This is a genomic window from Auraticoccus cholistanensis, assembly GCF_009742705.1.
GTDB lineage: Bacteria > Actinomycetota > Actinomycetes > Propionibacteriales > Propionibacteriaceae > Auraticoccus > Auraticoccus cholistanensis.
Genome location: NZ_WPCU01000004.1, coordinates 90,542 through 116,775, shown reverse-complemented (window position 1 = coordinate 116,775; position 26,234 = coordinate 90,542). Strand labels below are relative to the sequence as shown.

Annotated in this window: 28 protein-coding genes; 10 read left to right on the top strand and 18 right to left on the bottom strand. The window is 75.0% G+C overall.

Annotated elements, in window-relative coordinates:
- Positions 1-6: 6 nt before the first annotated feature.
- Genes argE through GC722_RS03150 form a run of 3 tightly spaced genes read left to right on the top strand, consistent with a single transcriptional unit; the run spans position 7 to position 3,447 of the window.
- Positions 7-1,188, top strand: coding sequence for an acetylornithine deacetylase (gene argE / locus GC722_RS03160; protein ID WP_331714339.1), 1,182 nt, complete (start codon positions 7-9; stop codon positions 1,186-1,188).
- Complete coding sequence (locus tag GC722_RS03155; RefSeq protein ID WP_156607922.1) at positions 1,185-2,474, top strand: MFS transporter; 1,290 nt, start codon at positions 1,185-1,187, stop codon at positions 2,472-2,474. Before argE ends, GC722_RS03155 begins: the two co-directional genes overlap by 4 nt.
- A 22-nt stretch (positions 2,475-2,496) precedes the next feature.
- Positions 2,497-3,447: an aldo/keto reductase gene (locus GC722_RS03150; protein ID WP_156608756.1), complete on the top strand. Its 951-nt coding sequence runs from the start codon at positions 2,497-2,499 to the stop codon at positions 3,445-3,447.
- 20 nt (positions 3,448-3,467) lie between these two features.
- On the opposite strand, the gene GC722_RS03145 is transcribed toward GC722_RS03150, so the two are convergent.
- Positions 3,468-3,893: a VOC family protein gene (locus tag GC722_RS03145; protein ID WP_197429732.1), complete on the bottom strand. Its 426-nt coding sequence runs from the start codon at positions 3,891-3,893 to the stop codon at positions 3,468-3,470.
- A 33-nt stretch (positions 3,894-3,926) separates the two neighbouring features.
- Between GC722_RS03145 and GC722_RS03140 the strand changes: the two genes are divergently transcribed.
- Entirely contained in the window at positions 3,927-4,649 is a 723-nt protein-coding gene (locus tag GC722_RS03140) for a helix-turn-helix domain-containing protein (RefSeq protein ID WP_156607920.1), read from the top strand.
- A gap of 149 nt (positions 4,650-4,798) precedes the next feature.
- On the opposite strand, the gene erm is transcribed toward GC722_RS03140, so the two are convergent.
- The 3 genes from erm to GC722_RS03125 form a co-directional block, all read right to left on the bottom strand.
- Positions 4,799-5,572: a 23S ribosomal RNA methyltransferase Erm gene (erm, locus tag GC722_RS03135; RefSeq protein WP_156607918.1), complete on the bottom strand. Its 774-nt coding sequence runs from the start codon at positions 5,570-5,572 to the stop codon at positions 4,799-4,801.
- Positions 5,573-5,859: 287 nt separating this feature from the next.
- Positions 5,860-6,699 (bottom strand): class I SAM-dependent methyltransferase, encoded by an 840-nt coding sequence (locus GC722_RS03130; RefSeq protein WP_156607915.1) that lies wholly within the window; start codon positions 6,697-6,699, stop codon positions 5,860-5,862.
- A 38-nt stretch (positions 6,700-6,737) separates the two neighbouring features.
- A complete protein-coding gene (locus tag GC722_RS03125; RefSeq protein ID WP_156607913.1) occupies positions 6,738-7,757 on the bottom strand; it encodes an EamA family transporter in 1,020 nt (339 codons plus the stop codon).
- A gap of 87 nt (positions 7,758-7,844) precedes the next feature.
- Here GC722_RS03125 and GC722_RS03120 point away from each other — a divergent pair, with 87 nt between their 5' ends.
- From GC722_RS03120 to GC722_RS03110, 3 genes are all read left to right on the top strand, one after another.
- Positions 7,845-8,390, top strand: a complete 546-nt coding sequence (locus GC722_RS03120; RefSeq protein WP_331714338.1) for a CGNR zinc finger domain-containing protein — start codon at positions 7,845-7,847, stop codon at positions 8,388-8,390.
- A 49-nt stretch (positions 8,391-8,439) separates the two neighbouring features.
- Entirely contained in the window at positions 8,440-9,342 is a 903-nt protein-coding gene (locus GC722_RS03115) for a mechanosensitive ion channel family protein (RefSeq protein ID WP_156607912.1), read from the top strand.
- A 61-nt stretch (positions 9,343-9,403) separates the two neighbouring features.
- Positions 9,404-10,018, top strand: coding sequence for a malonic semialdehyde reductase (locus tag GC722_RS03110; RefSeq protein ID WP_156607910.1), 615 nt, complete (start codon positions 9,404-9,406; stop codon positions 10,016-10,018).
- Between the two features lie 94 nt (positions 10,019-10,112).
- Here the strand turns inward: GC722_RS03110 and GC722_RS03105 are convergent, their stop codons facing one another.
- The 3 genes from GC722_RS03105 to GC722_RS03095 form a co-directional block, all read right to left on the bottom strand.
- Positions 10,113-10,709, bottom strand: coding sequence for a mycothiol transferase (locus GC722_RS03105; protein WP_197429731.1), 597 nt, complete (start codon positions 10,707-10,709; stop codon positions 10,113-10,115).
- Between the two features lie 75 nt (positions 10,710-10,784).
- A complete protein-coding gene (locus tag GC722_RS03100; RefSeq protein WP_156607906.1) occupies positions 10,785-11,741 on the bottom strand; it encodes a hypothetical protein in 957 nt (318 codons plus the stop codon).
- 25 nt (positions 11,742-11,766) lie between these two features.
- Positions 11,767-12,321 (bottom strand): TetR/AcrR family transcriptional regulator, encoded by a 555-nt coding sequence (locus GC722_RS03095; RefSeq protein ID WP_197429730.1) that lies wholly within the window; start codon positions 12,319-12,321, stop codon positions 11,767-11,769.
- 118 nt (positions 12,322-12,439) lie between these two features.
- Here GC722_RS03095 and GC722_RS03090 point away from each other — a divergent pair, with 118 nt between their 5' ends.
- The 3 genes from GC722_RS03090 (at position 12,440) to GC722_RS17545 (ending at position 14,788) form a co-directional block, all read left to right on the top strand.
- A complete protein-coding gene (locus GC722_RS03090; RefSeq protein ID WP_156607902.1) occupies positions 12,440-13,006 on the top strand; it encodes a hypothetical protein in 567 nt (188 codons plus the stop codon).
- The gene (locus GC722_RS03085; RefSeq protein ID WP_156607900.1) at positions 13,003-14,436 is read left to right on the top strand and encodes a dihydrolipoyl dehydrogenase family protein; all 1,434 of its coding nucleotides are present in this window, start codon (positions 13,003-13,005) and stop codon (positions 14,434-14,436) included. The genes GC722_RS03090 and GC722_RS03085 overlap by 4 nt, the downstream gene beginning before the upstream one ends.
- 166 nt (positions 14,437-14,602) lie before the next feature.
- Positions 14,603-14,788, top strand: a complete 186-nt coding sequence (locus GC722_RS17545) for a hypothetical protein (RefSeq protein ID WP_197429729.1) — start codon at positions 14,603-14,605, stop codon at positions 14,786-14,788.
- 10 nt (positions 14,789-14,798) lie between these two features.
- Here the strand turns inward: GC722_RS17545 and GC722_RS03075 are convergent, their stop codons facing one another.
- From GC722_RS03075 to GC722_RS03030, 11 genes are all read right to left on the bottom strand, one after another.
- Positions 14,799-16,136 (bottom strand): serine hydrolase domain-containing protein, encoded by a 1,338-nt coding sequence (locus GC722_RS03075; protein WP_156607898.1) that lies wholly within the window; start codon positions 16,134-16,136, stop codon positions 14,799-14,801.
- Between the two features lie 41 nt (positions 16,137-16,177).
- Entirely contained in the window at positions 16,178-19,261 is a 3,084-nt protein-coding gene (locus GC722_RS18815) for a LysM peptidoglycan-binding domain-containing protein (RefSeq protein WP_156607896.1), read from the bottom strand.
- Positions 19,261-19,692, bottom strand: coding sequence for a TadE/TadG family type IV pilus assembly protein (locus GC722_RS17540; protein WP_197429728.1), 432 nt, complete (start codon positions 19,690-19,692; stop codon positions 19,261-19,263). The genes GC722_RS18815 and GC722_RS17540 overlap by 1 nt, the downstream gene beginning before the upstream one ends.
- Entirely contained in the window at positions 19,689-20,036 is a 348-nt protein-coding gene (locus GC722_RS03065; protein WP_156607894.1) for a TadE/TadG family type IV pilus assembly protein, read from the bottom strand. Before GC722_RS03065 ends, GC722_RS17540 begins: the two co-directional genes overlap by 4 nt.
- Before the next feature lie 29 nt (positions 20,037-20,065).
- On the bottom strand, positions 20,066-20,248 hold the full coding sequence (locus tag GC722_RS03060; protein ID WP_156607892.1) for a hypothetical protein: 183 nt from the start codon (positions 20,246-20,248) through the stop codon (positions 20,066-20,068).
- Between the two features lie 80 nt (positions 20,249-20,328).
- Positions 20,329-21,237, bottom strand: coding sequence for a hypothetical protein (locus tag GC722_RS03055; protein WP_156607890.1), 909 nt, complete (start codon positions 21,235-21,237; stop codon positions 20,329-20,331).
- Positions 21,234-22,112 (bottom strand): type II secretion system F family protein, encoded by an 879-nt coding sequence (locus GC722_RS03050; RefSeq protein ID WP_156607888.1) that lies wholly within the window; start codon positions 22,110-22,112, stop codon positions 21,234-21,236. Before GC722_RS03050 ends, GC722_RS03055 begins: the two co-directional genes overlap by 4 nt.
- The gene (locus tag GC722_RS03045; RefSeq protein WP_331714337.1) at positions 22,109-23,578 is read right to left on the bottom strand and encodes a CpaF family protein; all 1,470 of its coding nucleotides are present in this window, start codon (positions 23,576-23,578) and stop codon (positions 22,109-22,111) included. Before GC722_RS03045 ends, GC722_RS03050 begins: the two co-directional genes overlap by 4 nt.
- Positions 23,575-24,360 carry a hypothetical protein gene (locus tag GC722_RS03040; protein WP_156607887.1) on the bottom strand — a complete coding sequence of 262 codons (786 nt, stop codon included), beginning with the start codon at positions 24,358-24,360 and terminating at the stop codon, positions 23,575-23,577. The genes GC722_RS03045 and GC722_RS03040 overlap by 4 nt, the downstream gene beginning before the upstream one ends.
- Before the next feature lies 1 nt (position 24,361).
- On the bottom strand, positions 24,362-25,072 hold the full coding sequence (locus tag GC722_RS03035; protein WP_197429727.1) for an SAF domain-containing protein: 711 nt from the start codon (positions 25,070-25,072) through the stop codon (positions 24,362-24,364).
- 331 nt (positions 25,073-25,403) lie between these two features.
- A complete protein-coding gene (locus GC722_RS03030) occupies positions 25,404-26,183 on the bottom strand; it encodes an exodeoxyribonuclease III (protein WP_331714336.1) in 780 nt (259 codons plus the stop codon).
- Positions 26,184-26,234: the final 51 nt, after the last annotated feature.

The following is a 26,234-nucleotide window of genomic DNA, read 5'->3' as shown; positions in this document are numbered from 1 at the left end:
CACGCCGTGACGCAACAGCCCCGCTCCCTGGACTGGATCACCCGGCTGGTGTCCATCGACACCACCAGCCGCAACTCCAACCTGGAGCTGATCGACCTCGTGGCGCAGGAGCTGCGCGACGCCGGCCTCGACCCCGTGGTGCTGCCCGACGACAGCGGCACCAAGGCGAACCTGGTGGCCACCGTCCCCGCCGCGCACGGCACCCGCACCGGCGGCGTGGTGCTCAGCGCCCACACCGACGTCGTCCCGGTCGACGACCAGGACTGGCACAGCGACCCGTTCCGACCGGAGGTCCGCGACGGGCGGCTGTACGGCCGCGGCACCGCCGACATGAAGTCCTTCCTCGGCGTCGTGCTGTCCCGGCTGCCGGAGCTCACCTCGGCCCGGCTGAGCGAGCCGGTGCACCTGGCGCTGTCCTACGACGAGGAGGTCGGCTGCGTCGGCGGCGCCCGGCTGGTGCAGGACATCGCCCGGCTGGGTCTGGCCCCGCACACCTGCGTGGTGGGTGAGCCGACCAGCATGCGGGTGATCCGCGGCCACAAGTCGATCAACCTGCTGGAGGTCACCTTCACCGGCGTGGCCGCCCACTCCTCGCTGACCCCGCAGGGGGTCAACGCCGTCGAGCACGCCGCCCGCCTCATCCGCTACGCCCGCGAGCAGGCCGACCGCTGGCGCGCCGAGGGCCCCTTCGACGACGCCTACGTGGTGCCGTGGAGCACCGGCAGCGTCAACGTCGTGCACGGCGGCATCGCCGGCAACACCGTCGCCGACCGCTGCACCGTGCAGCTGGAGTTCCGCGGGCTGGCCGAGCTCGACGTCGAGCAGGTCATCGAGGGCTTCCGCGCCGAGGCGGCGCGGATCGAGGCCGACATGGTCGCCGAGAACCCCCGCGCCTCCGTCCGCGTCGAGGTGCTGGCCCAGGTCCCCGGCCTGGCCACCGAGCCAGACTCCCCGGCCGTGGCGCTGGCCACCCGGCTGGGGGCCGAGCCCTCCGACGGCAAGGTCACCTACGGCACCGAGGCCGGCCAGTTCGCCAGCACCGGCATCGCCACGGTGGTCTGCGGCCCCGGCGACATCGCCCAGGCCCACGCCGCCGACGAGTACGTCGAGCTCGACCAGCTGCTGGCCTGCGAGGCCTTCGTCGACCGCCTGGTCGAGCAGCTCAGCACCGAGGAGGAGCAGCGATGAGCAGCAACGCCGAGACCCTGACCCCGCCGACGGCCGAGGAGCGCCGCCGGGCACGCCGGGCGGTGCTGGCCGCGGGCACGGGGAACGCCCTGGAGTGGTTCGACATCATCGTCTACGCCTCCTTCTCCTCGGTGATCAGCCGGGTGTTCTTCCCCACCTCCGAGGGCGCGACCGGCCTGATCCTCACCTTCGGCATCTTCGCCGTCAGCTACCTCGCCCGACCCGTCGGCGCGATCTTCCTCGGCCGCTACGCCGACCGGGCCGGGCGCAAGGCCGCGCTGACGCTGACCATCGGCATCATGACCCTCGGGGTCGGCCTGATGGCCGTCGCCCCCACCCACGCCAGCATCGGCGCCGCCGCGGCCGGCCTGCTGATCCTGGCCCGGCTGCTGCAGGGCTTCTCCGCCGGCGGCGAGTTCGGCAGCGCCACCGCCTTCCTGACCGAGAGCACCCGCCGCGGCAAGGCCTTCCTGGGCAGCTGGCAGGTGGCCACCCAGGGCGTCGCGCTGCTGCTCGCCGGCAGCTTCGGGTTCGCCCTGTTCGGCACCCTCAGCCCCGAGGCGCTGCAGTCCTGGGGCTGGCGCGTCCCCTTCTTCTTCGGGCTGCTGATCGGCCCCGTGGGCATCTGGATCCGGCGCTCGATGGACGACACCCCGGAGTTCGCCGCCACCGAGCCGCTCACCCTGGGCAACTTCGTGCGGACCTTCGGCCACAACGTCGGCCGGGTGCTCACCGCCGCCATCTGCGTCGGCGCGGCGACCATCTCGATCTACCTGGTCTCCTACCTGCCGACCTTCTCGATCAACAACCTCGGCCTCCCCAGCTGGGCCGGGTTCCTCGGCAACATCGTCGCCGGCATCACGCTCTTCGTGCTATCGCCCCTGGTGGGTCTGCTGGCCGACCGGGTCGGCTGCACCAAGGTGATGCTGGTGGCCGCGGTGGTCGGCGCGCTGGCGATCTACCCGATGTTCGCGCTGATCACCTCCTCCCCCAGCGTGCTCACGCTGACCCTGGTGCAGCTGGTCCTCGGCGTCATCATGTCGGCCTACTTCGCCCCGCTGCCGGCCCTGATGTCGCAGATGTTCCCCACCCAGATCCGCAGCACCGGCCTGGCGCTGTCCTACAACATCGGCGTGACGGCCTTCGGCGGGTTCGCCGGCGCCATCTTCACCGCGCTGATCAGCTCCACCGGCGTGCTGGAGTCGCCGGCGTTCTACTACATGGGCATCTGCGTGCTGTCGCTGGTCGGGCTGGTGCTGGCCCGCAAGGCCTACGGGCAGCGCTGAGGAAGGGGACGACGTGACCGACATGACGTACCGCCCGCTGGGCGACTCCGGGCTGATGGTCAGCGCGGTCGGCATCGGCTGCAACGCCTTCAGCCGGCGGGTGGACCTGGACGGCGTCCGCGACGTCCTGGCCGCCGCCCGCGACACCGGCGTCACCCTGCTGGACACCGCCGACGTCTACGGCGCCGAGCCCGGCGGCAGCGAGGAGCTGCTCGGGCAGGCGCTGCAGGGGCAGCGGGACTCCTTCGTGGTGGCCACCAAGTTCGGGCTGGACATGCGCGGCGCCAACGGCGACGACCACGGCGTCCGCGGCTCGCGGCGCTACGTGCGCCGGGCCGTGGAGGCCAGCCTGCGCCGGCTCCGCACCGACCACATCGACCTGTACCAGCTGCACCGCCCCGACGACGTCACCCCGCTGGAGGAGACGCTGTCGGTGCTCAGCGACCTGGTGCACGAGGGCAAGGTCGGCTACATCGGCTGCTCCAACTTCGCCGGCTGGCAGCTGGCCGACGCCGACTGGACGTCGCGCACCGCCGGGCTGGAGCGCTTCGTCTCGGTGCAGAACCGCTACTCGCTGCTGGACCGCAGCATCGAGGCGGAGGTGGCCCCGGCGGCCGAGCGGTTCGGGCTGGGGATCCTGCCCTACTTCCCGCTGGAGTACGGCCTGCTGACCGGCAAGTACCGCCGCGGCCAGGCCGCCCCGCAGGGCTCGCGGGCCGCCGTCGACACCCGGGCCGACTGGCTGGCCGCGGCCGACTGGGACCGGATCGAGGCCGTCGAGGCCTACGCCCGCGAGCGCGACCTGTCCGTCCTCGACGTCGCGGTGGCGGGGCTGGCCGCGCAGCCGTGCGTGTCCTCGGTCATCTCGGGAGCCACCTCGGGCGAGCAGGTGCGGGCCAACGCGGCCGCGCTGCGCTGGCAGCCCAGCCGTGACGACCTCGCCGCCCTGGACGAGATCACCGCCGGCGCCTGAGCCGGCGGAGGCGTGCCACCTCAGGGGAGGAAGCAGACGACTTCCCACAGGTGACCGTCGGGATCGGCGAAGTAGCCCGAGTAGATCCCCCACGGCCGCTCGCCCACCCGTCCGACGACCGTGGCCCCAGCCGCCTGAGCCGCGGCGAGCAGCCGGTCGACGTCGCGCGGTGACGGCACGCGGTGGCCGAGGGAGAACCCGTGTCCGGACGTGTAGGAGCCGGGGACACCGGCGTCCTTGGCCAGCTCCCCGGCCGGGTACAACGACAGCGTGACGTCGCTGGCGAGCTGGAACATCGCCACCCGTCCGGCCGGTTCGGTCTCCGACCCGGGGAACTCGGTACCGACGATCCCGGCGGTTGGCAGACCGAGACCGTCACGGTAGAAAGCGACGGAGGCGTCGAGGTCCTCGACCGCCAGCGTGATGGCGAAGATGTGGGGCTCCACGAGAGCGTGACTCCTTCCGGACGGGGGTTGGGTGTGACCTACGACGAGGTGCGGGACCCGCGGACGGGGCTCGTGGCCTGGCGGGCGTCCCACGAGGGCCGGGCGACGGTGCTGCCCGACGCGGAGGCGGACCTGATGTGGTGGCGCGACGGCCTGTGGCTGGCCGGGATCGACACGACCGCGCACACGTTCGAGGAAGCCAGCGGCAGCCGTACCCACGGTGTCCGGCTGCCCGCCGGCACCATCCCGGCTGTGCTGCGCGACTCCGCCGCCGTCGCCGTGGACCAGCGCCTGGAGCTGAGCCAGGTGCTGACGCCGTCGACGGTGGCCCGGCTGACCGACGCGTTCCGCTCCTGGCCCGACGAACGCGGTGGGCTGCTGGTGGCGGTGTCCCGGCTGCTGCAGGAGGCGCCCGTCGACGGGGACGCGGTCCGCGCCTCCCGCCTGCTGGTGGCCGCCTCGGCCCGAGGGGTGCCTGTCGCCGAGACGGCCAGGGAGCTCGGGTGGTCGCCGCGGCGGCTGCACCGCTTCGCCGTGACGACGTTCGGGGTCTCGCCCGTGATGCTGCGTCAGCTGGTCCGCCTCCGCCGCGCACGACGCCTGCTCGCGTCCGGGAGGGCAGCAACTGAGGCCGCGACGATCGCCGGGTACAGCGACCAGGCGCACCTCACCCGTGAGGTGGTGCGCTTCACGGGCATGACCCCGGCTCGACTGCATGCCGGTCAGCGTGCCCCACGCACCCACCCGGGGTCTTGAACGGATCGGCGCGCGCCCGCGTGGCGGTCGGTGACGCCTGGAGTCAGAGCCGCACCGGGGGCGGCGGCAGCGACCAGGCAGACGGTCGCCGACCGGATGGTGAGCGCCGTAGCCGACAGCGTGCCGGAGCGGAAGGTGCCCAGGCGCGTTCAGTCCCGGAGCCGTCCGGTCCGCAGGACCCACAGCGCCGCCCACTGCGTCGGGGTGATCTGGCGGGGAAGACCCTCGGTCGGGATCCCGGCGCGCGCCAGGAGCCGCGCCGCGGTGCGGTGGTCGGTGCCGAGCACACCGGCGACGACGCGGTCCAGGCTCCTTCCGGGACCGGTGAACACCGCGCGGACGAAGCGCTCGTAGGAGGACCGTTCCTCCGACGGCACGAGCGGCGATCCGCGCCGCCTGATGCTGAGGACGCCGCCGTCGACGCTGGGTCGGGGGGTGAAGGCCCACGCCGGGACCCGCCCGTGCAGGTCGAAGTGGAACCACGGGGCGCTCTGGGCGCTCATCATCGTCCGTCCTCCCACGCCGGCACGCTTGCGCGCCACCTCCCACTGGGTGAGGAGGATGGCGTCCCGCCACCGGGAGGCGGCGAGCAGGCGGCGCAGGATCGGTGTGGTCAGGTGGAAGGGGACGTTGCTGACCACCACGTCCAGGCGGATCGGGTACGTCAGGGCGTCACCGTGCTCGACCCGCACGCCGGGCAGTCGCCGTCGCAGCCGCCGTACCCGGTGCTCGTCGAGGTCGATGGCGGTGAGGGGGCGCTCCAACGTCGCGAGCGCGGACGTCAGGGCGCCGTCACCGGCTCCGATCTCCAGCACGGACCCTTCGGTGGCGGCGACGAGGCCCATGATGCGGTCGATGGTCGGTCGGTGGTGCAGGAAGTTCTGGCCGAGCTCGTGACGGCCCCCGTGACGGGAACGAGGCATGGGTGTGCTCCAGGAGGTGACTGGGTGAGCACCCCGGCGGCAGCGGGCGGGGAAGGGCGGAGGCGACGCTGCCCTCCGAGGCGTGGGACGACATCTCGGAGGCGGCGGCTGAGCGTGCGAGGGTGCGCCTGAGGCGGCGGCAGCCGCACACGGGTCAGCTCGCCGGAGGGGCTGTCACATGGCGCGGACGCTAGCAGCAGGAGGTCGCGGGGGCAGCGTGGTTTACCGCGACCCCGCCGGCTGCGACGCGGTGGAGCTGGTTCGCACGAGGCGGTGAGAACCGCTCCTCAGAAGGCGTAGCGGAGCAGCCGGCCCATCCGCCGGAAGGCCGGGACGGCCAGCGCGGTCCGCAGCCGCAGCCGCAGCCGCGGCGACATCTGGTCGCGCAGGTCGGGGGTCAGCATCTGGCCGGCGTCCAGCTGCTCCAGCAGGCTGAGACCCAGCGCCTCGAGGGAGCGGGGGTCGTCCACGCCCCAGCCGAGCCGGGCGCCGCTGCGGCGCACCACCGGGTTGGCGCCCTGCAGCCGCACCCCCAGCGTCGAGTAGACGTCGAAGACCATCTCCCCGCCCGCGCCGGCACCGGCGCCGAACCGGTCGACCAGCCGACCCAGCAGGGCGCCCCCGGTCTCGGGCCGCAGGTACATCGTCAGCCCCTCGGCCACCACCAGCGTGGGCCGGCCGGCGGGGACGGCGTCCAGCCAGCCGCGGCTGGTGACGTCGGCGGCCACGGTGTGCTGGTGCTCACCGGCCGGCGGCAGCAGCTCCTGCCGCAGGGCCACCACCTCGGGGTGGTCGACCTCGTACCAGTCCACGCCCGCGCCGGGGGCCAGCCGCTGGTAGCGGGTGTCCAGCCCGCAGCCCAGGTGGAGCACCACGGCGTCGGCGTGCCGGTCGAGGAAGGCCCCGGCCCAGCGGTCGAGCAGCAGCGCCCGGGCCGCGACCGAGAGCGCGAGGTCCTCGTCGACGCCGGCCCACTCCAGGTCGGCCGGGTCGATCCGCTCCACCGCCGCCAGGGCGGCCCGGTCGGCCAGCAGCGGACGCGCGCGACGGGCGTCCACCGCCCGGCCGAGCAGCGTCCCGAGCATCGTCGCCTGGGTCCCTCGCAACCTCACCCGCTGGTGCGCCATGGCCACACGGTAGGACGCCGGCGGGCTGCCCGGGAGGGTCAGGAGAGGACGGGGACCGGTGGCGCGCTGCCGTCGAGGCGGCCGCGACGGGCGGCGCGGACCTCGTCGGCCTTGACCGCGACGACGCCCAGCAGGATCACCAGCCCGCCGACCAGCTGCCCCGAGGTGGGCAGCTGACCCACCAGCAGCCAGGCCCAGACCACCGCGACGACGACCTCGAGCAGACCCACGAACGAGGCCAGCGTGGCGCCGAGGCGGCGGCTGGCGGCGATGCCGGTCAGGTAGGCGAGGACGGCGGCGACCAGCGCGATGCCCAGCAGCGGCACCAGCGGGCTGACCTCGGCTCCGACCAGCACCACCGGGTCGGCGGACCAGGCCGTCGGCACCAGCCCGAGGGCCGCCACCACCCCGAGCACCACCGCCGCGCTGGCCAGCCCGCCGCCGGCCAGCACCAGCGGCGGCAGCTCGTCATCGGCCCGGGAGGACATCAGGAAGTAGGCGGCGCAGCAGACGGCCGAGGCCAGCCCGAAGGCGACGCCCACCGGGTCCAGCCGCATCCCGTCGGCCACGTCGAGCACCAGCGCGAGCCCGACCATCGCGACCCCCGCGCCGGCCAGCCGCAGCCAGCCGGGCCGGGTGCGGGTGCGCAGCCACACCAGCGCGACGATCAGCACCGGGGCGGTGTACTCCAGCAGCAGCGCCACCCCGACCGAGAGCCGGCTGACGGCGTAGAAGTAGCAGAGCTGGCAGGCGGCCATGGTGACCGCGCCGTAGGTGACGATCCGCAGGCCGTGACGGCGCAGCAGGTGCATCCGACCGCGGAGCTGCCACAGCGCCGGTGCGAGCAGCACCAGCGCGGCCAGGCTGAGACGGACGGTCACCAGCGCCGCCGGCGTCCACCCGGTGGCCAGCAGCGAGGCGGCGAAGGCCCCGGAGGTCGAGAACGCCGTGGCCGACAGCACCGCCAGCAGCAGGCCGGTGGCCGGGGCCGACGCCGCGCGCGACGGCCGGTCTCGCCGGAGCGGCGCGCTAACCTCGGGAACCGGAACAGCAGTCATGTGTCGCCTCTGGGGTGATGGACGGCTTGTCAGGACCGAAACCGGTCTACACCCATGACACTAGGACGCACCGCGTAAGGAGTCAACGTGATCTTCGCTGCTGACACGGAGGTGTCGCTGGCCAGTGCCGCGGCCCTCGTGGCCAGCGACGACCCCGACACCCTGCTGACCGTCGACGACCTGGTGCGCTTCGTCGAGCGGTGGCAGTTCACCGGCCGCTTCGACCGGAGCGAGCAGGAGCTCGCGGAGGTGCGGGCGCTGCGTCCGGTGCTGCGCCGGCTCTGGCAGGCCGAGGAGGTGGCGGCGGTGGAGCTGACCAACCAGCTGCTGGCCGAGTACCGCGCCACCCCGCAGCTGGTCCGCCACGACCACTGGGACTGGCACCTGCACGCCACCACCCCGGACGCGCCGCTGGCCGCCCGGATGGTGGTGGAGGCGGCGATGGCCTTCACCGACGTCATCCGCTCCGGCGAGCTCGACCGGCTGCGCACCTGCGCGGCCGAGGACTGCGACAACCCCGTGCTGGACCTGAGCAAGAACCGCTCCCGGCGCTACTGCGACGCCGGCTGCGGGAACCGCGCCAACGTCGCGGCCTACCGCGCCCGCCGCAGCGCCGGCCAGACCGCCTCCTGACCGCCCGCCCGCACCCGACCGCCCGTCCCCGTCCCCGAGGAGCTGACCCGTGCCGATCCCCCACCTGCCCGTCCCCCAGGCGCTGACCGTCGTCTGGCCGGACACCCTCATCACGATCGCCATCGTGGTGGTGGCGGCGGTGGTGCTGCGGCTGCTGCTGGCCCGGGCCATCACCCAGGTGGTCACCACCGCGGTGCGGCGCAGCGAGCGGCACAGCCAGGCGGGACGCGCGACCAAGCTGCTCAAGCACGCCACCGGGCTCGGCTCCGAGCGCTACCGGCAACGGGCGGAGACCCTCGGCTCGCTGCTGCGCAGCGTCACCACCGGCGCGATCGCGGTGATCGCCGTGCTGACCATCATGTCGGCCATCGGGCTGCCGCTGGGCCCGGTGCTGGCCTCGGCCGGCATCGGCGGCATCGCGCTCGGCTTCGGCGCCCAGGCCCTGGTGAAGGACGTCTTCGCCGGCATCTTCATGATCATCGAGGACCAGTACGGCGTGGGCGACCTGGTCGACACCGGCGAGGCCGTCGGCACGGTCGAGGAGGTCACCCTGCGGATCACCCGGCTGCGCGACGCCAGCGGCGTGGTCTGGTACGTCCGCAACGGCGAGATCGTCCGGGTCGGCAACCAGTCCCAGGGCTGGTCGACCGCGGTCGTCGACATCCCGGTCGCCGCCACCGAGGACCCGGCGAAGGTGATCGGGCTGCTGCAGAGCGTGGTGAGCGCGGTGGCCGCGGAGGAGGAGTTCGCCGAGAACATCATCGAGGACCCGACGGTGGTGGGCGTGGAGTCCATCGTCGGCAACACGATGACCATCCGCATCATCGGCAAGACCCAGACCAACACCCACTGGGGGCTGCAGCGCGAGATCCTGGAGCGGGCGACCACCGTGCTGCGGGCCAACGGGGTGCAGGGCCCGCCAGTCATGCCGGGCATCCCCGCCACCGCCTGACGTGACACGCACCACGTGGCCGGCGGGAATCCCGCCCCGGGTGGTTGACGCTTCAACCGTCATGAGCACCATGACGTCGACCGCCCTGCTGGCCCTGTCCGAGGAGGCCCAGGACCTGCTCTTCCGCGAGGCCCGGACCGCCAACGCCTTCACCGACGAGCCCGTCACCCCCGAGCAGGTCGAGGCCGTGCACGACCTGGTGAAGTGGGGTCCGACCGCCATGAACACCCAGCCGCTGCGGGTGGTGCAGGTGCGCTCCCGCGCCGCCCGCGAGGACCTGGTCGCCGCCATGGCCGAGGGCAACCGGGCCAAGACGCTCGCCGCCCCGCTCACCCTGCTGATGGGCGCCGACGAGCGCTACCACGAGCAGATGGCCACCCAGTTCCCGCACTTCCCGCGGGCGCTGGAGGTGCTGGAGCCGCAGCTGGAGCAGCGCCGCCGGACCGCCACGCTCAACGCCGCGCTGCAGATCGGCTACTGGATCACCGGCATCCGCGCCGCCGGGCTGGCCGCCGGGCCGATGACCGGCTTCGACGCCGCCCAGGTGGAGGCCCGCTTCTTCCCCGACGGCCACACCCGGGCCCTGGTGGTGGTCAACGTCGGCCACCCGGCGGCGGACGCCTTCCGGCCACGTGGACGTCGACTTGAGGTGAAAACGGCGTTGTCGACAGTCTGAACCTTTTCCTATACGCTGACGCACGTCGGATCCGCCTATCCCCCGAGGGCGGATCCGACCTTGCGTTTCCGGGCTTTCTCCGGCCCCGCTGCCCTCAGGACAGCGGCGTCCAGGGGGTCAGCCACTCGGTGGCGGGCCAGCCCTCGCGGGCGGCCATCAGCTCGTACATCGTGGCCCCGTCCAGGGACTCGCGGATGATGTCGGCGTGCCCGGCGTGCCGGGCCACCTCCTGCACCAGGTGCAGCAGCACCCAGCGCACCGACCAGCCGTCCACGCCGGCCGGCCACCACGGGGAGTCGTCGGGCACCGGGACGTGGGCGGTGAGGTCGAGCCCGGCGACCACGCTGCGGACCCGCCGGGCGAGGGCGTCCAGCCGGGCGTCCAGCGAGGCCACGGTGTCGGTGTCGCGGACGGTGAAGTCGTCGGCGTAGTTGGCCTGCCAGTCCTCGGCGGCCTCCTGGTCCGAAGCCGCCCGCCCGGGAGCGGCCTCGGCGCGGTCGAGCCAGCCGGAGGTGGTGTGGAGGGCGTGCACCATCAGCGCGCCGACGCTCAGCGCGGAGGCGGTGGGGGTGCGACGGAGCTGCTCCTCGGTGAGGCCGTGGGCAGCCCCGCGGATGCCGTCGAGCTGGGCGACGACGAACTCGGCGAGCAGGGTGTTCTCGGAGGTGCTGGGAGCGACGGTGCCAGGCATGGGGAGGGTCCTCTCGGTCGGTGGTGATCTCATTCCACCGGACCTTCCGGTCAGTTCCTGTCCGCTAGTCACCGGTCAGTACCCGCGCTGCACGATCTTCTCGAGCGCTCGCCGGGCCGCGGCGTCGAAGGCGGGGTCGCGCAGCGCCTCGGCGGCGACCTCGGCGACCGGGCGGCCCTCGTGGTCGGCCCGGATCCTCAGCCACCCCCGCAGCGCGGGGCCGTTGCCCGGCGTGTGCGCGTACCGGCCGGGGGTCAGCGCCAGCTGGCGGAGCAGCGGCAGCCGGGCGGGGTCGCCGAGCTCGGTCAGGAAGTGGGCCAGCCCGGCCTGGAACCTCCAGCCCCGGCGCGAGGCGCTGGTGGCGACGGCCTCCTCCAGCTGCGGCAGCCCGCGACGGTGCAGCACCCGCAGGAAGGCCCAGACCAGCACGTCCGCGGGAGCGGCGCCGTAGATCTGCGGCCAGCGGGCCAGCAGCACCTCCAGCGCCTCGTCGCTCAGCCGGTCGGGGTCGACGAGGTGGCGCACCACGTAGCCCTGGGCGGCCAGCTCGCCACCGACCAGGACCGCGTTGAGCCAGCTCCACTCGGCCTCGCTGCGCTCGGCGACCGGGCGGGCGGCGACCAGCTCCACCCGCGCCTTGACCGCTGCGGTGTCCTGCACGTCGGGGAAGGGTGCGGCGGCCCGCTCGCCGATGCGGGTGCTGGTGACCAGGAAGACGCCGTCGGGGCCGGTGCTGGTGACCTCGAAGGGCTCGGGGAGGCCGGCCAGGACCTCGGCGACCCGGGCGTGGTCACCGCCCCAGTTGATGCGCAGCGCCGACGTCAGCTGCCCGTCGGCGTCGAAGGCGGTGGCCGCCTGGCTGTGCCAGAACAGCCAGTGCGGCCGGGCGATGCCGCGACGTCGCGCCACCTCGCGGGCCTCGTCGTGCCCCTCGGACTGGTCGAGGCGGGCCGGGTCCGGCGGCAGCGCGACGACGTCTCCGACGTCCACCGACCGCAGGAAGCTGGTCAGCAGGGCACGTTCGCTGGGCACGCCGGCAGGCTACGACGCCCTGGGCTCAGCGGCCGGTGACGGCCCGGCAGCTGCGCAGGAAGGAGGCGGCGACGGCCTCACCGGCGTCCAGGTAGCCGGCGACCATGGCGCCGTCGCGGATCAGCATGAGGTCGTCGGCGACCCCGTCGGGGTCGGCCAGCTGCAGGGGTTCGACGATCCGGGCGAAGGCGGCCTTGCACCAGGCGCGGTGTGCGTCCACGGTCCTGCGGACGCTGCTGGTGGGTTCGGGGTACTCGGCGGCGGCGTTGATGAACGGGCAGCCGCGGAACCCTGGCTCGCAGGCCATCGTGCCCAGCGCCTCCGAGATCAGCTGGAACGCCCGGTCCGGGTCGCCGCCGGCGCGCTCGACAGCCGCGGTGATGCCCTCCCGCTCCTGCTCGGCACGGCGCTGCAGGTGGGCGACGACGAGGTCGTCCTTGCTCTTGAAGTGCCGGTAGAAGGTCACCTTCGTCGTCCGGGCCCGCTCGATCACCTTGTCCACACTCACGGCGCGGAGCCCGTCGGCGTAGAACAGCTCGGTCGCGGCGTCGACCAACCGGTCCCGCATCGACCCCGTCACGGCCCCGATCATAGGCGCTCCTCCCTCCCCGGCCTTGCGCATCGAACACCGCAGGGCTACCGTCCTGCTTAGTAGAGTGACTAGTCATTCTACCTCCGATCCGACTGACAGGACCTCCATGACCACCTCCACCGAGCAGCGTCCGGCGACGATCTCGACCGCGCTGCGCAACCTCTACCTCGTCCGCTTCGGCTTCGCCGTCGTCTGGGCGGCTCTGCTGGCCCTGACCGCCTCGCCCACCATCGGCGCGGTCACCACCGTGCTCCTGCTGCTGTACCCGACCTTCGACCTGGCCGCCGCGGTGGTCGACCACCGCGCCTCCCGCGCCAGCCGTCCGGCTCCCCTGCTGCTGGTCAACATGGGCCTCAGCCTGCTCACCGCCGTCGGTCTCGCCGTCGCGGTCGGCTCCGGGCTGCGCGGCGTGCTCGTCGTGTGGGGCGTGTGGGCCGTCACCGCCGGAGCCGTGCAGCTCGCCGTGGCCATCACCCGCCGCTCCCTCGGCGGGCAGTGGGCCATGATCCTCAGCGGCGGCATCTCCGTCCTCGCCGGCACCGGGTTCGTCCTGCAGTCGGGCGGACCCTCGGCCTCGCTCGTCGGCCTCGCCGGCTACGCGACCCTCGGCGGCGTGTTCTTCCTGGTCTCCGCCGTCCGCCTGCACCGCGTCTCGAAGGGCTCGGACCGATGAGCGAGTACGACGTCGTCGTCATCGGCGCCGGTCCGGTCGGGGAGAACGTCGCCGACCGGGTCGTGCAGGGCGGTCTCACCGCCGCGGTCGTCGAGTCCGAGCTGGTCGGCGGCGAGTGCTCCTACTGGGCGTGCATGCCCACCAAGGCGCTGCTCCGGGACGCCGCCGCCCTGCGCGCGGTCCGCCGGCTGCCGGCTGCCGCCGCGGCGGTGACCGGCGAGCTGGACCCCGCGGCCGTCCTGGCGCGACGGGACCGGTTCGCCTCCGGCTGGCAGGACGACGGCCAGGTGTCCTGGCTGGAGCAGGCCGGCATCACCCTGGTCCGCGGCCACGGCCGGATCGCCGGCCGCAGGGAGGTCGCCGTCACGGCCGCGGACGGCTCCACCGTCACCCTCACCGCCCGGCACGCCGTCGTGGTGGCCACCGGCAGCAGCCCGGCGCTGCCGCCGGTCCCCGGTCTGTCCGACGCCGCGGTGTGGACCAACCGGGAGGCGGTCTCGACCGACCACGTCCCGGCCCGGCTCGCCATCATCGGCGGCGGGGTGGTCGGCACGGAGATGGCGACTGCGTTCAACGCCCTCGGCTCCGACATCACCTTTCTCGCCCGCGACGGCGTCCTTCCCACCGTGGAGCCGTACGCGTCCGCCGCGGTCGTCGCCGCCCTCGAGGAGGCGGGGGTGCGGGTGATGATCGGCGCCACGCCGACCGCCGTGACCCGCGACCGCTCGGGCAGCGTGCACATCGCCCTCGCCGACGGGGAGACGGTCGTCGCGGACGAGGTCCTCGTCGCCACCGGCCGCAGGCCCAACAGCGACGACCTCGGGATGGAGGTCCTGGGCCTCACGCCCGGGGCCTGGCTGCCGGTCGACGACACCCTGCGCGTGGTGGACGCGGACGGCCGTCCGGTCGACGGCGGCTGGCTGTACGCCGCCGGCGACGTCAACCGGCGGGCGCTGGTCACCCACCAGGGCAAGTACCAGGCCCGCGCCGTCGGCGACGTCATCGTGGCCCGCGCGACCGGCGCCGCGGTGGAGGACGCCCCCTGGGGGCGCCACACGCCGACCGCCGACAGCCGGGCGGTCCCGCAGGTCGTCTTCACCGACCCCGAGATCGCCTCGGTCGGCCACACCGTGGCCAGCGCCGCGGCGGCCGGGCTCGCCGTCCGCGCGGTCGAGTACGACCTCGGCGCGGTGGCCGGCGCCGCCCTGCACGCCGACGGCTACACCGGCCGGGCCAGCATGCTCGTCGACGAGGACACGGACCGGCTCGTCGGGTTCACCGCCGTCGGACCCGACGTCGGCGAGCTGCTCCACGCCGCCACCATCGCCATCACGGCCGAGGTGCCCCTCGACCGGCTCTGGCACGCCGTCCCCGCCTACCCCACCGTCAGCGAGATCTGGCTGCGCCTGCTCGAGACCGCCGGCCGCTGACCAGACCCACGACCACCCACGACCACCAGCAGGAGGACACCATGACCACCAAGATCACGTTCATCGTCGACAACCCACCGACCCGGCGGCGTTCGAGGCCGCCTACGCCGGGGTCGCCGACCTCGCCGGGCAGCTCCCCCGGCTTCGGCGCCAGGAGGCGGCCAAGGTGTGGCCCAAGGAGGACGGCACCCCCACCCCGGCCTACCGGACGCTCGACCTGTACTTCGACACCTACGACGACGCCGCCGCGGCGGTCACCACGCCCGCGGCCGCGGAGCTGGTCGGCAGGCTCACCGCCACAGGCACGACCTTCACCGGCCTGTTCTCCGACGTGGAGCCCGCCGCCTCGTAGGCGGGCCGGCTCAGCCCCACTCCCCCGTGACGCCACCGGGCAGGTCGGCGTCGGGGTCGTAGGGGGTGCGGGTGAAGCGGAACGAGGCCAGGTCAAGGTGGTGGGGGACGCCGTCGCGGCGGACCACGGCCAGCGTCTCGCCGTCGTAGTAGCCGCTGGTGCCGACCCACCGGTCCGAGCCGGTCGGCCGGAACCTCGAGCCGCGGCCGAGCCCCACCGGGGACAGGTCGATCCAGCCGTCGGCCAGCGTGGACAGGTGGTAGGGCGCCGGGCCCCAGTACCAGGGCCCGGCCAGCTCCAGCAGCTCGGTCTGCGCGGGGTCGGCGTACCAGGGCTCGACCGGGACGGGCAGGTGCTCCTCGACCAGCTCCCACAGCGACGGCAGCAGCGTGGCGGACAGCCCGGCGGTGGTGTTGGTCATCACCAGCACCCCGCGGCCGGACTCGACGTCGACCCGCAGCGCGGCCAGGAAGCCCGGCATCGACCCGCCGTGGCCGATCCGGCGCCGCCCGGCCACGTTGGCCACCTCCAGCCCGAGCCCGTGGGCGGAGCCCCAGGGCTGCCCCGGCAGGTCGTGCAGACCGATCGGGCGCCGCATCTCGGCCAGCGTGTCGGCCGACAGCACGTCGGGGTGGCCGGAGCGCAGGAACTCCGACCAGGTGGCGAGGTCGGCCACGGTGGACCACAGCTGCCCGGCGGCGGCCATCGAGCCGTGGTGGTGCTCCGGCTCGGGCATCAGCAGGTCGGCGTGGGGGTGGCGGGCGCGGCCCTCGGCGTGCGGGGCCTCGGGACGGGCGGACGTCCGCGTCATCCCCAGCGGCTCGAGCAGCTCGGTGCGCACCGACTCGTCCCAGGACACCCCTCGGTGGCGGGCCACCACCTCGGCCAGCACGCCGAAGCCGACGTTGGAGTAGTGGTGGCGCGAGCCCGGCGGGTGCACCAGCCGCAGCTGCGGCACGAGCTCGTCGAAGGGGTAGCCGGCGCTCCGCTCCCACCACGGCGGCTCGGTCTCGGCCCGCAGCCCCGAGGTGTGGCTGAGCAGCTGGCCCAGCGTGACGGAGCCGATGGGTGTGCCGGGGACGTGGCGCTCCAGCGGGTCCTCGACGGCGAGCACGCCCTCGTCACGCAGCCGCATCACCAGCGCCGCGGTGAACGTCTTGGAGATGGAGCCGATCCGGTACTGGGTGTCGGCGTCGGCGGGCGGGCTGCCGCGCCGGCCGTCTCTCGACCCCGCACTGGCGCTGGCCACCACCTTCCCGTCGGCGACGAGCGCGGCCGTGACCGAGGGCGCGCGCTGCTCGCGCTGCGCCTGGGACACCAGGGTCTGCAGGTTCTGCTCCAGGTCCATCCGACCATCCTCTCCGACTTACGGGTCCGGCGTCTTCTGCGTCAGGCGTCGCGGGCACGCAGCCGCCCCTCCATCACCTGCTGCAGCACGAGCACCGTCTCCTCGTCCAGGTCCACGCCGAGCACCCGTGCGGAGCGGGTGATCCGGCGGGCCAGCCGCTCCACCTCGCCCCGGTTGCCCGCCTGGTGCTCCGTGCGGAGCCGCGCGGTGAGCAGCCGCTCGTCGTCGGGGCTGACGGTCAACCCGCGCGCCGCCGCCCACCGGGCCAGGTCGAGGTCACCGGCGGCCAGCGCGCGGTCGGCGACCACGAGGGCGATGTCGCGGACCGTGCAGAGCATCTCGACCCGCAGCTCCTCGGCCCATCCCCACTGCCCGGGGGCGGCGTCGGCCAGCGGGGCCCCGCGGACCAGGCGGAGCGCGGTGACCAGGGCCTCGGTGCGGGCGGTGGGCACCCCGCCGCCGACCAGGGCGCGGAGCTCGTCCCAGTCCGAGCCGACCCCGGGGTGCAGGGAGATGCGGCCGGAGTAGGCGTCGGGCAGGTAGGGCTCGCCGTCCTCGTCCGTCCCCAGCCAGCTGCGCAGCCGGCTCATGTTCGAGCGCCGGGTGCCCTCGGCCACCACCAGCGAGGCAGCCATGGCGGGGGCGGTCCGTCCGGGGTTCTCCAGCAGCCAGGCGCAGTACTCCACGCACTGCTTGACCGCCCGGCTCGGCGGCGTGCCGCGGGCGCCCACCAGCTCGACGGGGCCGAGCAGGAGCACCGTCGGCCCCGCGGCGGTCATCGCCGCGTGAGCGGGGGCGCTGCTCACGACCGGGACCTCCTCGGGGTGGGTGCTGGGCAGGCGGGACAGGGGCGCTGCTGCACCGGACTGGAGGCCGCCTGCCATGAGCTCGGGCGCGTCCGGTGCCGACCGGGCCGGCGGTGGTCCCGCCCCTCTGCGGGCGGCCACGTCGTCCTCGGCCGCCCACCAGGGCCCCGGCTGGGTGCTGTCGCTGCCGGTGACCCGGAGCAGCTCGGCCACCGCGGCACGCACCTCGGGCGCCACGAGCTGCGGGACCAGGACCAGCGGGGGGTGCCCCGGCCGCACCAGCTCGGCGCGGTCGCCGTCGCCCGCGAGCGCGAGCCGGGAGGTGGCTGCGCTCCGGGGACCGCCGGCCTCGGGCCCGCCGGTGGTGGCGACCACGACCCCCAGCGGGGCTCCCTCGTCCACCAGGCGCCGCAGCCGCGCCCACTGCGAGGGCTCCGGCGGCGTCGAGACCAGCAGCACCTCCGGCGCCCAGGCGGTGTCGGCCTCCGGGTGCAGCCGGCGCACGTCGGGATGACCCTGGGCCACCCGCTGTGCCTGCCAGCGCCGCTCGGCGGCCGAGAGCACCGGCTCAAGGTGGTCGTGGACGGTCAGCGAGGGCAGGTCGGCGGCGGCGGCCACGTCGCGTCCGGTGCGGCCCACCACGCCGACCCGGACCTGCCCCGCCCAGCCGCTGCAGCCGAGCTCGAGCAGCAGGGCGGCGACCGCCGACTCGACCACGCCGGCCGAGGGGCCGACGACCTCGGTCAGCCCCAGCCGGCGCAGGCAGACCAGCACCGTGGCGTCGTCCTGCACACCGAGGGACACCAACGCCGGCCAGGCGACGTCCTCGTCCTCCGCCGGCAGCCGGTCCCGCTGCTGCTGCCAGCGGACGGCGTCCAGCTCCCAGGTGGTGAGCAGGCGGGGGCCGTCCGGCCCGGGCACCAGCTCGGTCCGGGAGTCGAACCCGGGCGGCGCCGGCACAGGGGTGCTGGTGAGCAGCAGGCTGATGCGCTCGGCCTCCACCCGCACGTGGTCCAGCTCCGGCACCGGCGCGGCGGCCCGGCGGCAGTGCCCGGCCACCGCCCGCTGGACCCAGCCGAGGTGGGCGAGGGTGAGCGGCTCCTGGTGCTGCGCCAGCGCGGCGCGGACCCGCTGCGCGGCCGCTGCCGGGACGAGCGGGCGTCGTCCGGCCGGCCGGGTGGCGAGCTGGACCGAGCGGCGGTAGGCCAGGCCACCCACCACGGCCGCGGCCAGCAGCCCGCCGGTGCTGCCCACGATCCCGACGCGGGCCAACCGGTCCAGGTCGTCGTCGGACCGTCCGGGCCCGGCCTCCACCGGCGCAGGTGCCGTCCCGGGCTCCGGTGCCGGCCGGTCGGGGGCCGGGGTTGGCCTCGCCTCCGGGGTCGGCCTCGCCTCCGGGGTCGGCCTCGCCTCCGGGGTCGGGGTCGCTCCCGGGGTGCGGGGAGCCGTCGGGGTGCGAGGAGCCGTCCGGGTGCTGGGAGCCGTCGGGGTCGGCTGGGCGTCCGGCTGCTCCTCGACGGCGGGGGCGGCGGCCGCGTCGGGGAGCCGGAGCACCAGCCCGACGGGCAGCAGGTCCGGGTCGTCCAGCACCTCGCGGTTGGCGGCGGCGAGCTCGGGCCACCGCCCGGGGTCACCCAGGTGCTGCCGGGCCAGCCCGCTGAGCGTGTCACCGGCGGCCACGGTGACGGTCCCGGCCGCCGGACGGGCGGCCCCTGGCACCACGAGCCGCCAGCCGGGTTCGAGGTGGTCGGCGCCGCCGGTCAGCAGGGTGGGGTTGGCCTCCGCGATGCGGCGCCACCGGGACCCGTCGCCGTAGTACTGCTCCGCCAGGCTCCACAGGTCGTCGCCGGCCACGACCTGGTGCACGGTCTCGCCGGGACGGCTGCTCTCCGCCGGCGGGTCCACCGGCCGCGAGGGTCCGGCGAGGACCGGGTCCGGACCCGGCGGCGGGCCCGTCACGGGGGTCGCCGCCGACGAGCTGGCCGAGGGGCTCAGCGCCAGCCCGAGGACCGCCACCAGCAGCGGCCGCACCAGCTGCTGGGGAAGGGCCAGTCCGGGCAGCCGCACCCGGTGGCCGCGGGTCAGCGCCACCAGCTCCGCCCCGGTCGAGGCCAGCAGCGCGCACCACGCCAGCCACCCGAGGACGGTGAGGACGCCCAGCACCCAGGAGCCGTCGTCGACGGCCGTCAGCGACTGCCGCAGCGAGGACCAACCGGTCGGGACCTCGGGGAGCCGTCCGCCGGCGAGCAGCAGCGCCGGGGCGCCGACCAGCAGCGCCAGCAGCGCCGTCAGGGCGGCCAGACCGCGCAGCAGCCTCATCACCGGCTCCGGAAGGTGTCGAGCGCCGACTCGCCGTCCGCGCTGAGGGTCATGGCGCCGGGCAGCCCGGGGACGGCCACGTCGGACAGCGAGATCCGGCAGGTGACCGTCGTGGTCACCGACGCCGGCACCCCGGGCGCGACGGCGAAGCCGGACGTGTCGACGTCCAGCACCATCGGGGCGCAGGTCATCCCGGCCGTGGTCACGTTGGCCTGCACGGACTCCTCGGCCAGCTGCCGGGCCGAGGCGGCGCTGCGCGCCAGCGAGGCGGCGCGCGCCCCGCCGGCGGCGGCCTCCTCCAGCGACTGCCGCGCCAGCCAGATCCGCCCGCCGGCCACCAGCAGGCCGACCACCACGACCAGGGACGGCACCAGCAGCACCAGCTCGGTGGCCACGGCACCGCGCTCGCCGCGGTGGGTCGCGGCCGTCACGAGACCCGCTCCCGGGGTGCGGCGGCCTGGGCCGAGACCGAGCCCAGCCCCAGGTCGACGACCAGGGCCACGTCCCCGGTGACGGCCACCTCCACCCGGTCGGGATGGCTGCGGACCACGACCTGCACCGCGTCCAGGCCGCCGGCCGCCGCCACCTGCTCGGCCACCCGGGACGCCTCCGCGCCGGCGGCACCACCGGTGGACACGGCCGCCGCCTCGGCGGCGGCGGCCGCCGCGTGCCGCACGGTGTTGCGTCCGTGCACCCAGGTGGCGACCTGGACGGCGCCGAGCAGGGTCGCCAGCACGACGGGGACGACCAGAGCCCACTGCACGGACTCGGTCATGCCCCGCTCGTCGCGGCGACCCGGGCCGGTCACTCGCCGCCCGGCATCCTGGCGCGCACGTAGAGCGTCACCGCGGTGACCACGATGGTGGCCACCGCGATGGCGCCCGCGAGCAGGATGGCGTTCTCGGTCGACTGGGAGAGCCCTCGCTCGTCGCGGCGCGGGCCGGGCTCCAGCCAGAACCCGACCACCAGGGCCAACAGCTTCTGCATCTGCTTCCTCCTCGAGCTCGAAGTCTGCACGGGTCGACGGGGCGGCAGGGCGCCCCGGGGGAGTTGTCCACAGGCGGATGTCACGGGCCCACCAGCCGCAGCAGCGGGGGCACCAGGAAGATCAGCCCGAAGACCATGGCCGGCACCACCATCACCACCGACATCCGCTCCGAGACCTCCTGCGCGGCGATGGTGACGTCGTTGCGGTGGGCGTCGCGCAGCTCGCGGACGCGGGCCCGCAGCGTCGCCGCGAGCGGCGCGCCGGTCTCGTCCAGGCTCATCACGTCGGCCAGGTCGGCCAGCTGCGGCAGGTCGAGCTGCTCGGCCAGCCGGGACAGCCCCGGCCAGGGCGGACGCTGCTCGAGCCTCGCCCGCTCCAGCGCGGCCTGGATCCGCAGGAACAGCGGGCTGCTCGACATGGCGGCGGCCGCCTGCAGGGCCTGGGTGGCCGAGCGGTTCGCCAGCCGCTCCAGCACCACCAGGTCGAAGTAGGCGAAGAGCGCCTCGCTGGCCGCGGTGCGGGCCGCCCGCTCGCCGCGGTGCAGCCCCAGGTCGGGCACGAACCAGCCCGCCACCGCCCCGGCCAGGGTCGCCAGCACGGGGACCGCCAGGGACACGTCGACCAGCAGCATCAGGCAGGCGCTCACCAGCAGCGGCAGCAGCGCACCGACCACCGCCATCAGCAGCTTCTCGGTGAAGAAGGCCGTCAGCGTCTGGCCCCGCAGGTCGAGCAGCTGGAGCTGACGCGCGGTCACCGGCTGCGGCGAGTGCCGGTGCAGCCAGGCGCCCAGCCGCTCGCCGCGACCGCGCGGCGCGGCCGAGGGGTCGGGCTCCACCCGGGCGGTGGGCCCGGTCTCCACGGCGAGCAGCTCCAGCGCGTCGGCCAGCCGCGGCGTCGCCGGGACCAGGGCCCGCAGCAGCAGCACCAGCCCACCCGCGAGCAGGGCGCCGGTCAGCACCACCAGGAGGGTGCTCAGGTGCGCCGTCACCGCAGCGGCTCCGCGGTCAGGATGCGTTCACGGCGGGGCGGCACGGTCAGCCGGCGCAGCCACACCAGGGACGCGGCGTAGGCCGCCAGCAGCGCGGCGAGCAGGGCCTGGCCCAGCGGCGTGGCGTAGGGGCTGAAGAAGTCGCGGACGACGACGAGGGCCACGCCCAGCACCACCACGGTGATGACGGTGACCTGGCGGACGACGATGCGGGGTTTCGCCCGCTCCACCTCGACCTCGCGCATCGAGCGGAGCCGGTCCTGGCTGGCCTCGGAGAGCTCGCGCAGCGTGGTGGCGACGCCGGTGCCGCCCCGCTCCGAGGCCAGCACCAGCGCGGCCAGCACGGTGTCGGCGTCCGGGCTGTCGAGCGAGTCGGCCATGGCCAGCAGCGCTTCGCGGACGGTCCAGCGGTCGTCCAGGCGTGCCGCGACCAGCCGGAGGTCGTCGGCGAGCAGGTCCGGTGCCTGCCGGACGGAGGCCCGCAGCGCGTCCGGCACCGACTGCCCCGTCTGCAGCGTCGCGGTCATCGTGCGGACCCAGCGGTCCAGGGCCCGCAGCAGCTCCAGGTCGCGGTTGACCGGCTCGGCCAGCAGCCAGGGCAGCCCCACCACCGCCGCCGGCACCAGCAGCAGGGTCAGCGGGATCCCGGTCACCAGGTAGCCGACGGCTCCCAGCGCCACGCCGGCGAGGAGCAGCAGGTCGCGGCGGCGCCCGGCACGGCCCGGTGGGCGGCGGGTCAGCCGGGCCCAGCGGGTCCGGAGACCCAGCCGCGGCCGGACGGCCTCGCCGTGCGGGCGGCGCCGGAGGCCGTGGGCCAGGGCGAGCGCGCCCCCCGCGAGCAGCGAACCGGTGAGCAGGGCGAGCAGCTCGCTCACCGTCGGGCTCCCGCGTCGGCCCGCCAGGTCGAGGCGTAGGGCTGCAGGTCGGCCAGGAACTGCGGGTCGGGGCTGAACCAGGCACCGCCCGGGCCGTCGGCGTAGACGAGGTGGGTGCTGGGACGTCCGTTCTCGACCGCCCCGGTGAGCTGGCGGATCTCGCTGACCCGCCGGGTGCGGGGCCCGCCGCGCCAGGTGTCGTCGACCAGGCTGACGTGCACCAGCAGGTCGATGTTGTGGGCGATCTGGCGGTAGGCCTCCTCCATCGTCAGCACCCCGCCCTGGGCCACCCGCGAGGCCAGCCGGTCGACGGTGCTGGCGGCCGAGCGGGAGTGCGTGGTCGACAGCGAGCCGGGGCCGGCCTGCATGGCCTCGAACATGGCCGCGGCCTCGCTGCCGCGGACCTCGCCGATCACCAGCCGGGTGAGGTTCTGCCGCAGCGCCTCCGGCAGCAGGTCCGAGACGTTGAACTCGCCCAGGCGGCGGCCGTCGACGACCTCGCCGAGCCCCACCCGGGCCTGCAGGGCGACCACGTTGCCGCGACCGGGCAGCAGGTGCGTCAGCAGCTCGTAGTCGGTCTCGATGGTCCCGAAGCGCTCGGTCAGCGGGATGGCCGCCACCAGCGCGCGGAGCAGCGTCGTCTTGCCCGCCCCCTGGTCGCCGGAGATCACCACCGACTTGCGGGCCAGCACGGCGGCGTGGAGGAAGGCCGCCACGTCGTCGGGGAGCAGACCGGTGTCGGCCAGGTCGGCGAGGGTGACGTCGGTCAGCAGGTGCTGACGGATGGTGACCGAGGGCCGGTGCGAGAGCCCGAAGCCGATGGCGTGGAGCCGGAACCGGTCGCCCAGGGCGAGGGTCATGGTCGGGTGGGCGTCGTCAAAGGGCCGGCTGGGGCTGGCCATCTCGCCGAGGAAGCGGATCGCCTCCACCAGCTCGGCGTCGCTGTCGGCCACCGGCGGGTGCGCCACCCGGCGGCCGTCGCCGTGCTGGACGGTGACGGTGTCGCAGCCGTGGATCTCGATGTTCTCGGCGGTGGGCAGGTCGAACAGCGGCTGCAGCCGCCCGTAGCCGAAGACGGCGTCCTCGACCGCGGCGGCGTAGCGGCGCTCCACCTCGATCGGCCACAGCTCGTGCCCGAGCGCGCTGAGCTGCTCGGCGTGGCGGCGCACCACCGAGCGGATGGTGGCCCGCCCCATCAGCCGGCGGTCGACGTCGGGCATGGCCCGGCCGTGCTCCTCCTGGTACTGCCGGGTGGAGGCGGAGATCTCCGAGGAAGCCTGCCGCCGCAGCACCACCACCAGGCCCCAGTCCACGCCGCCGCCGGGGAGCTGGTGGGTCCCGGCCACCTCTGCGGCGGTGAAGGTGGTGCGCGGGCCGTCCGCGGGTGGGGCGGGCGGGGCGGGCGCGTCACCGGGGACGGGGGGCTGCTGGAACAGCGGCACGGCGCCGAGCGGGGAGTGGGTCACCGCGCGACCCCGGTGACGAGCTGGCGTGAGCGGGCGACGAGCTCGGAGAGGGTCTGCGCGGTCTGCCGCAGCGACCGGGCGTACGCCGACTGCCCGAAGCGGCGCGGGTGGGGCGCGCCCTCCGACAGCACCGCGGCTCCGGCCGGGTCGTCGTCCAGCACCGACCACACCGGGAGGCCGAACTGGCCGCTGATCTCGGCGCGGGAGTACGGCTGCCCCTCGCCGACCAGCAGCAGCCCCAGCTGGCCTCGGGTCAGCCCCACCGTCTGCTGCAGGTCGGGCAGGTACAGCCGGGTGGCGGCCAGGGCCCGCAGCGAGGAGCGGGTGACCACCGCCACGGCATCGGCGACGGACAGCAGCTCCCGCGGCAGTCCTCCGGCGCCGATCCGCCCGGCGTCGACCACGACGTCGAACCCGGCCGTGTCGAGGCTCTGCAGCGCGCGGCCGAGGTCGCCCCAGACCCGGGCGAACAGCAGGGCGGTGCCGGGTCGGGTGAAGCCGGGCAGGAAGAGCCGGCGGCGGGCTCCGTCCTCGGCCAGCGGGAGGGTGTGGTGCAGCACCTCGCGCTCGAGCGGACGGCCCTCCCGGTGGGCGCGGGCGAGCTCGACCAGGCCGCGGCCCCGGCCGTCGGAGCCCTGCAGGAAGCCGGCCAGCACCGCCTGGGCGGGGTCGCGGTCGGCGTCGACGAGCAGCACGTCCCGCGGCCAGACCAGGGAGAGCCCGACGCAGGTGGCGGTCACGCCGGGCGAGCCGGGCGCGGCGGCCAGCACGAGCAGCGCCACCTCAGGACACCCGCGCGAGGACGAGGCGCTCGGTGGCGGCCAGCCGGGCGACCAGCTCGGCGTCGCGGGCGCGCAGTGTGACGTCGACGAGGGTGGAGACGCCGTCCGGCGCGACGGTGGGTCGTCCGTCGACCACCGCGGCGACGGCCCGCTCGCCCGGCGCCGCCGCGGTGTCGTCGGGCGCGGGCACGGGGATGAGCAGGACGTCCTGGCCCGGTGTGAGCGGCCCGGACGGGACGCGCCCGGGGGCGAGCGACAGCCCCATCCGGACGGTCCCCTCCGCCAGGTCGGGGGCGCCGATGCCGCCCGCGGGGACGAGGCTGCCCGCGGCCAGGTCGACCAGGGCGTGCTGGCCGACCAGCTCGTCGAGCTGACCGGCGGGGACCACCGACACCCCGGGGACCGACCCCACGGTGACGGCGCCGAGATCACCGGGCTCGACGACCTCGCCGCGGGCCACCGGCGTGTTGACCCGCAGCACCTGCTGGGAGCTGACGGCGCCGTCCCAGAGCAGGACCGCGCCGATCCCGCCGAGGGAGATGGCGAGCACCCCGGCCGCGATCCAGCGGGGTGAGCGTCGGGCCCGCAGCCGGTTCCCCTGCTCCAGGGCGCTGAGGTCGGGCCGGCCCGGAGGAGTGGGCGGGGGCGCAGCCGCGGCGCCGGGCGGGCGGGGGTCAGGGCGAGGGCGGGTGCTCCTGGCAGTGCTGCTCACAGCCCTCCTCGTCGCCGGCGACGGCCCGCGGCGGCCGTCCTCGGTGACGAGCCCACCAGACGACGGGCTCATTGGCCAGAGGATCTGACCAATCTGTGAACAACTTTTCGGGCGGGGCCGGAGAGCTCCGGGTCAGCCGGCGTTGAAGTAGAAGATCAGGCCGAGCAGCACCACGATGGCCACGATGCCGATCGGGAAGACCACGATCCACCAGCTCCGACTGTTCACGGCTCGCTCCTCAGCTCGGCAGGTCGCACCCGGACGGGTGGACTTCCTCTCCCGCTCCTTACCCGCGCGGCGGGCGCGACAACGCCCCGGCGGGAGCAGGGGCTCAGAGGTCGACGTCGACGACCACCGGCGCGTGGTCGGAGGCCCCGGTGCCGGCGCGCTCGTCGGTGTCGATCCAGGCGTGCGTCACCCGCTCGGCCAGCGGCGGGGAGCCGAGCACGAAGTCGATCCGCATGCCGCGGTTGCGCTCGAACCGCTGCCGGTAGTAGTCCCAGTAGGTGTAGACGTTCGGCCCCGGCGCGTGCGGGCGGACGACGTCGGCCCAGCCGTCGTCGAGGAAGGCCCGGAAGGCGGCCCGCTCGGCCGGGGTGACGTGGGTGGAGCGGGCGAACTGGGCGATGTCGAAGACGTCGTCGTCGGTGGGGGCGATGTTCCAGTCCCCCACCAGGGCGGTGGGGACGTCGCGCCAGCTCGTGGCGGCGTCCCGCAGCCGAGCCAGCCAGTCCAGCTTGTAGACGTAGTGCGGGTCGTCGGGCTTGCGGCCGTTGGGCACGTACAGCGACCAGACCCGCACCCCGCCGCAGGTGACCCCGATCGCCCGGGACTCCTGCACCAGCGGATCGCCCCAGCCGGGCATGCCCGGGAAGCCGACCTCGACGTCGGCGATGCCGACCCGGCTGATCACCGCCACGCCGTTCCACTGGTTGACCCCGGCGGCGGCCACCTCGTAGCCCATCGACTCCAGGCCGAGCAGCGGCAGCTGGTCCTCGCGCGCCTTGGTCTCCTGCAGCGCGAGCACGTCGACGTCGTGGCGGGTGAGGAAGTCCTCGACCCGCGCGATCCGGGAGCGGATGGAGTTGACGTTCCAGGTAGCGAGGCGCACTCCCGAAGCCTACGGGCGTGCTCGCCCGCCAGCGGCGCCCGATCCGCTGCG

Coding starts and splice junctions, on each gene's coding strand:
- GC722_RS03155 (WP_156607922.1), top strand. CDS start 1,185: ATGAGCAGCAACGCCGAGACCCTGACCCCGCCGACGGCCGAGGAGCGC.
- GC722_RS03150 (WP_156608756.1), top strand. CDS start 2,497: ATGACGTACCGCCCGCTGGGCGACTCCGGGCTGATGGTCAGCGCGGTC.
- erm (WP_156607918.1), bottom strand. CDS start 5,572: ATGCCTCGTTCCCGTCACGGGGGCCGTCACGAGCTCGGCCAGAACTTC.
- GC722_RS03130 (WP_156607915.1), bottom strand. CDS start 6,699: ATGGCGCACCAGCGGGTGAGGTTGCGAGGGACCCAGGCGACGATGCTC.
- GC722_RS03125 (WP_156607913.1), bottom strand. CDS start 7,757: ATGACTGCTGTTCCGGTTCCCGAGGTTAGCGCGCCGCTCCGGCGAGAC.
- GC722_RS03110 (WP_156607910.1), top strand. CDS start 9,404: ATGAGCACCATGACGTCGACCGCCCTGCTGGCCCTGTCCGAGGAGGCC.
- GC722_RS03105 (WP_197429731.1), bottom strand. CDS start 10,709: ATGCCTGGCACCGTCGCTCCCAGCACCTCCGAGAACACCCTGCTCGCC.
- GC722_RS03090 (WP_156607902.1), top strand. CDS start 12,440: ATGACCACCTCCACCGAGCAGCGTCCGGCGACGATCTCGACCGCGCTG.
- GC722_RS03085 (WP_156607900.1), top strand. CDS start 13,003: ATGAGCGAGTACGACGTCGTCGTCATCGGCGCCGGTCCGGTCGGGGAG.
- GC722_RS03075 (WP_156607898.1), bottom strand. CDS start 16,136: ATGGACCTGGAGCAGAACCTGCAGACCCTGGTGTCCCAGGCGCAGCGC.
- GC722_RS18815 (WP_156607896.1), bottom strand. CDS start 19,261: ATGAGGCTGCTGCGCGGTCTGGCCGCCCTGACGGCGCTGCTGGCGCTG.
- GC722_RS03065 (WP_156607894.1), bottom strand. CDS start 20,036: ATGACCGAGTCCGTGCAGTGGGCTCTGGTCGTCCCCGTCGTGCTGGCG.
- GC722_RS03060 (WP_156607892.1), bottom strand. CDS start 20,248: ATGCAGAAGCTGTTGGCCCTGGTGGTCGGGTTCTGGCTGGAGCCCGGC.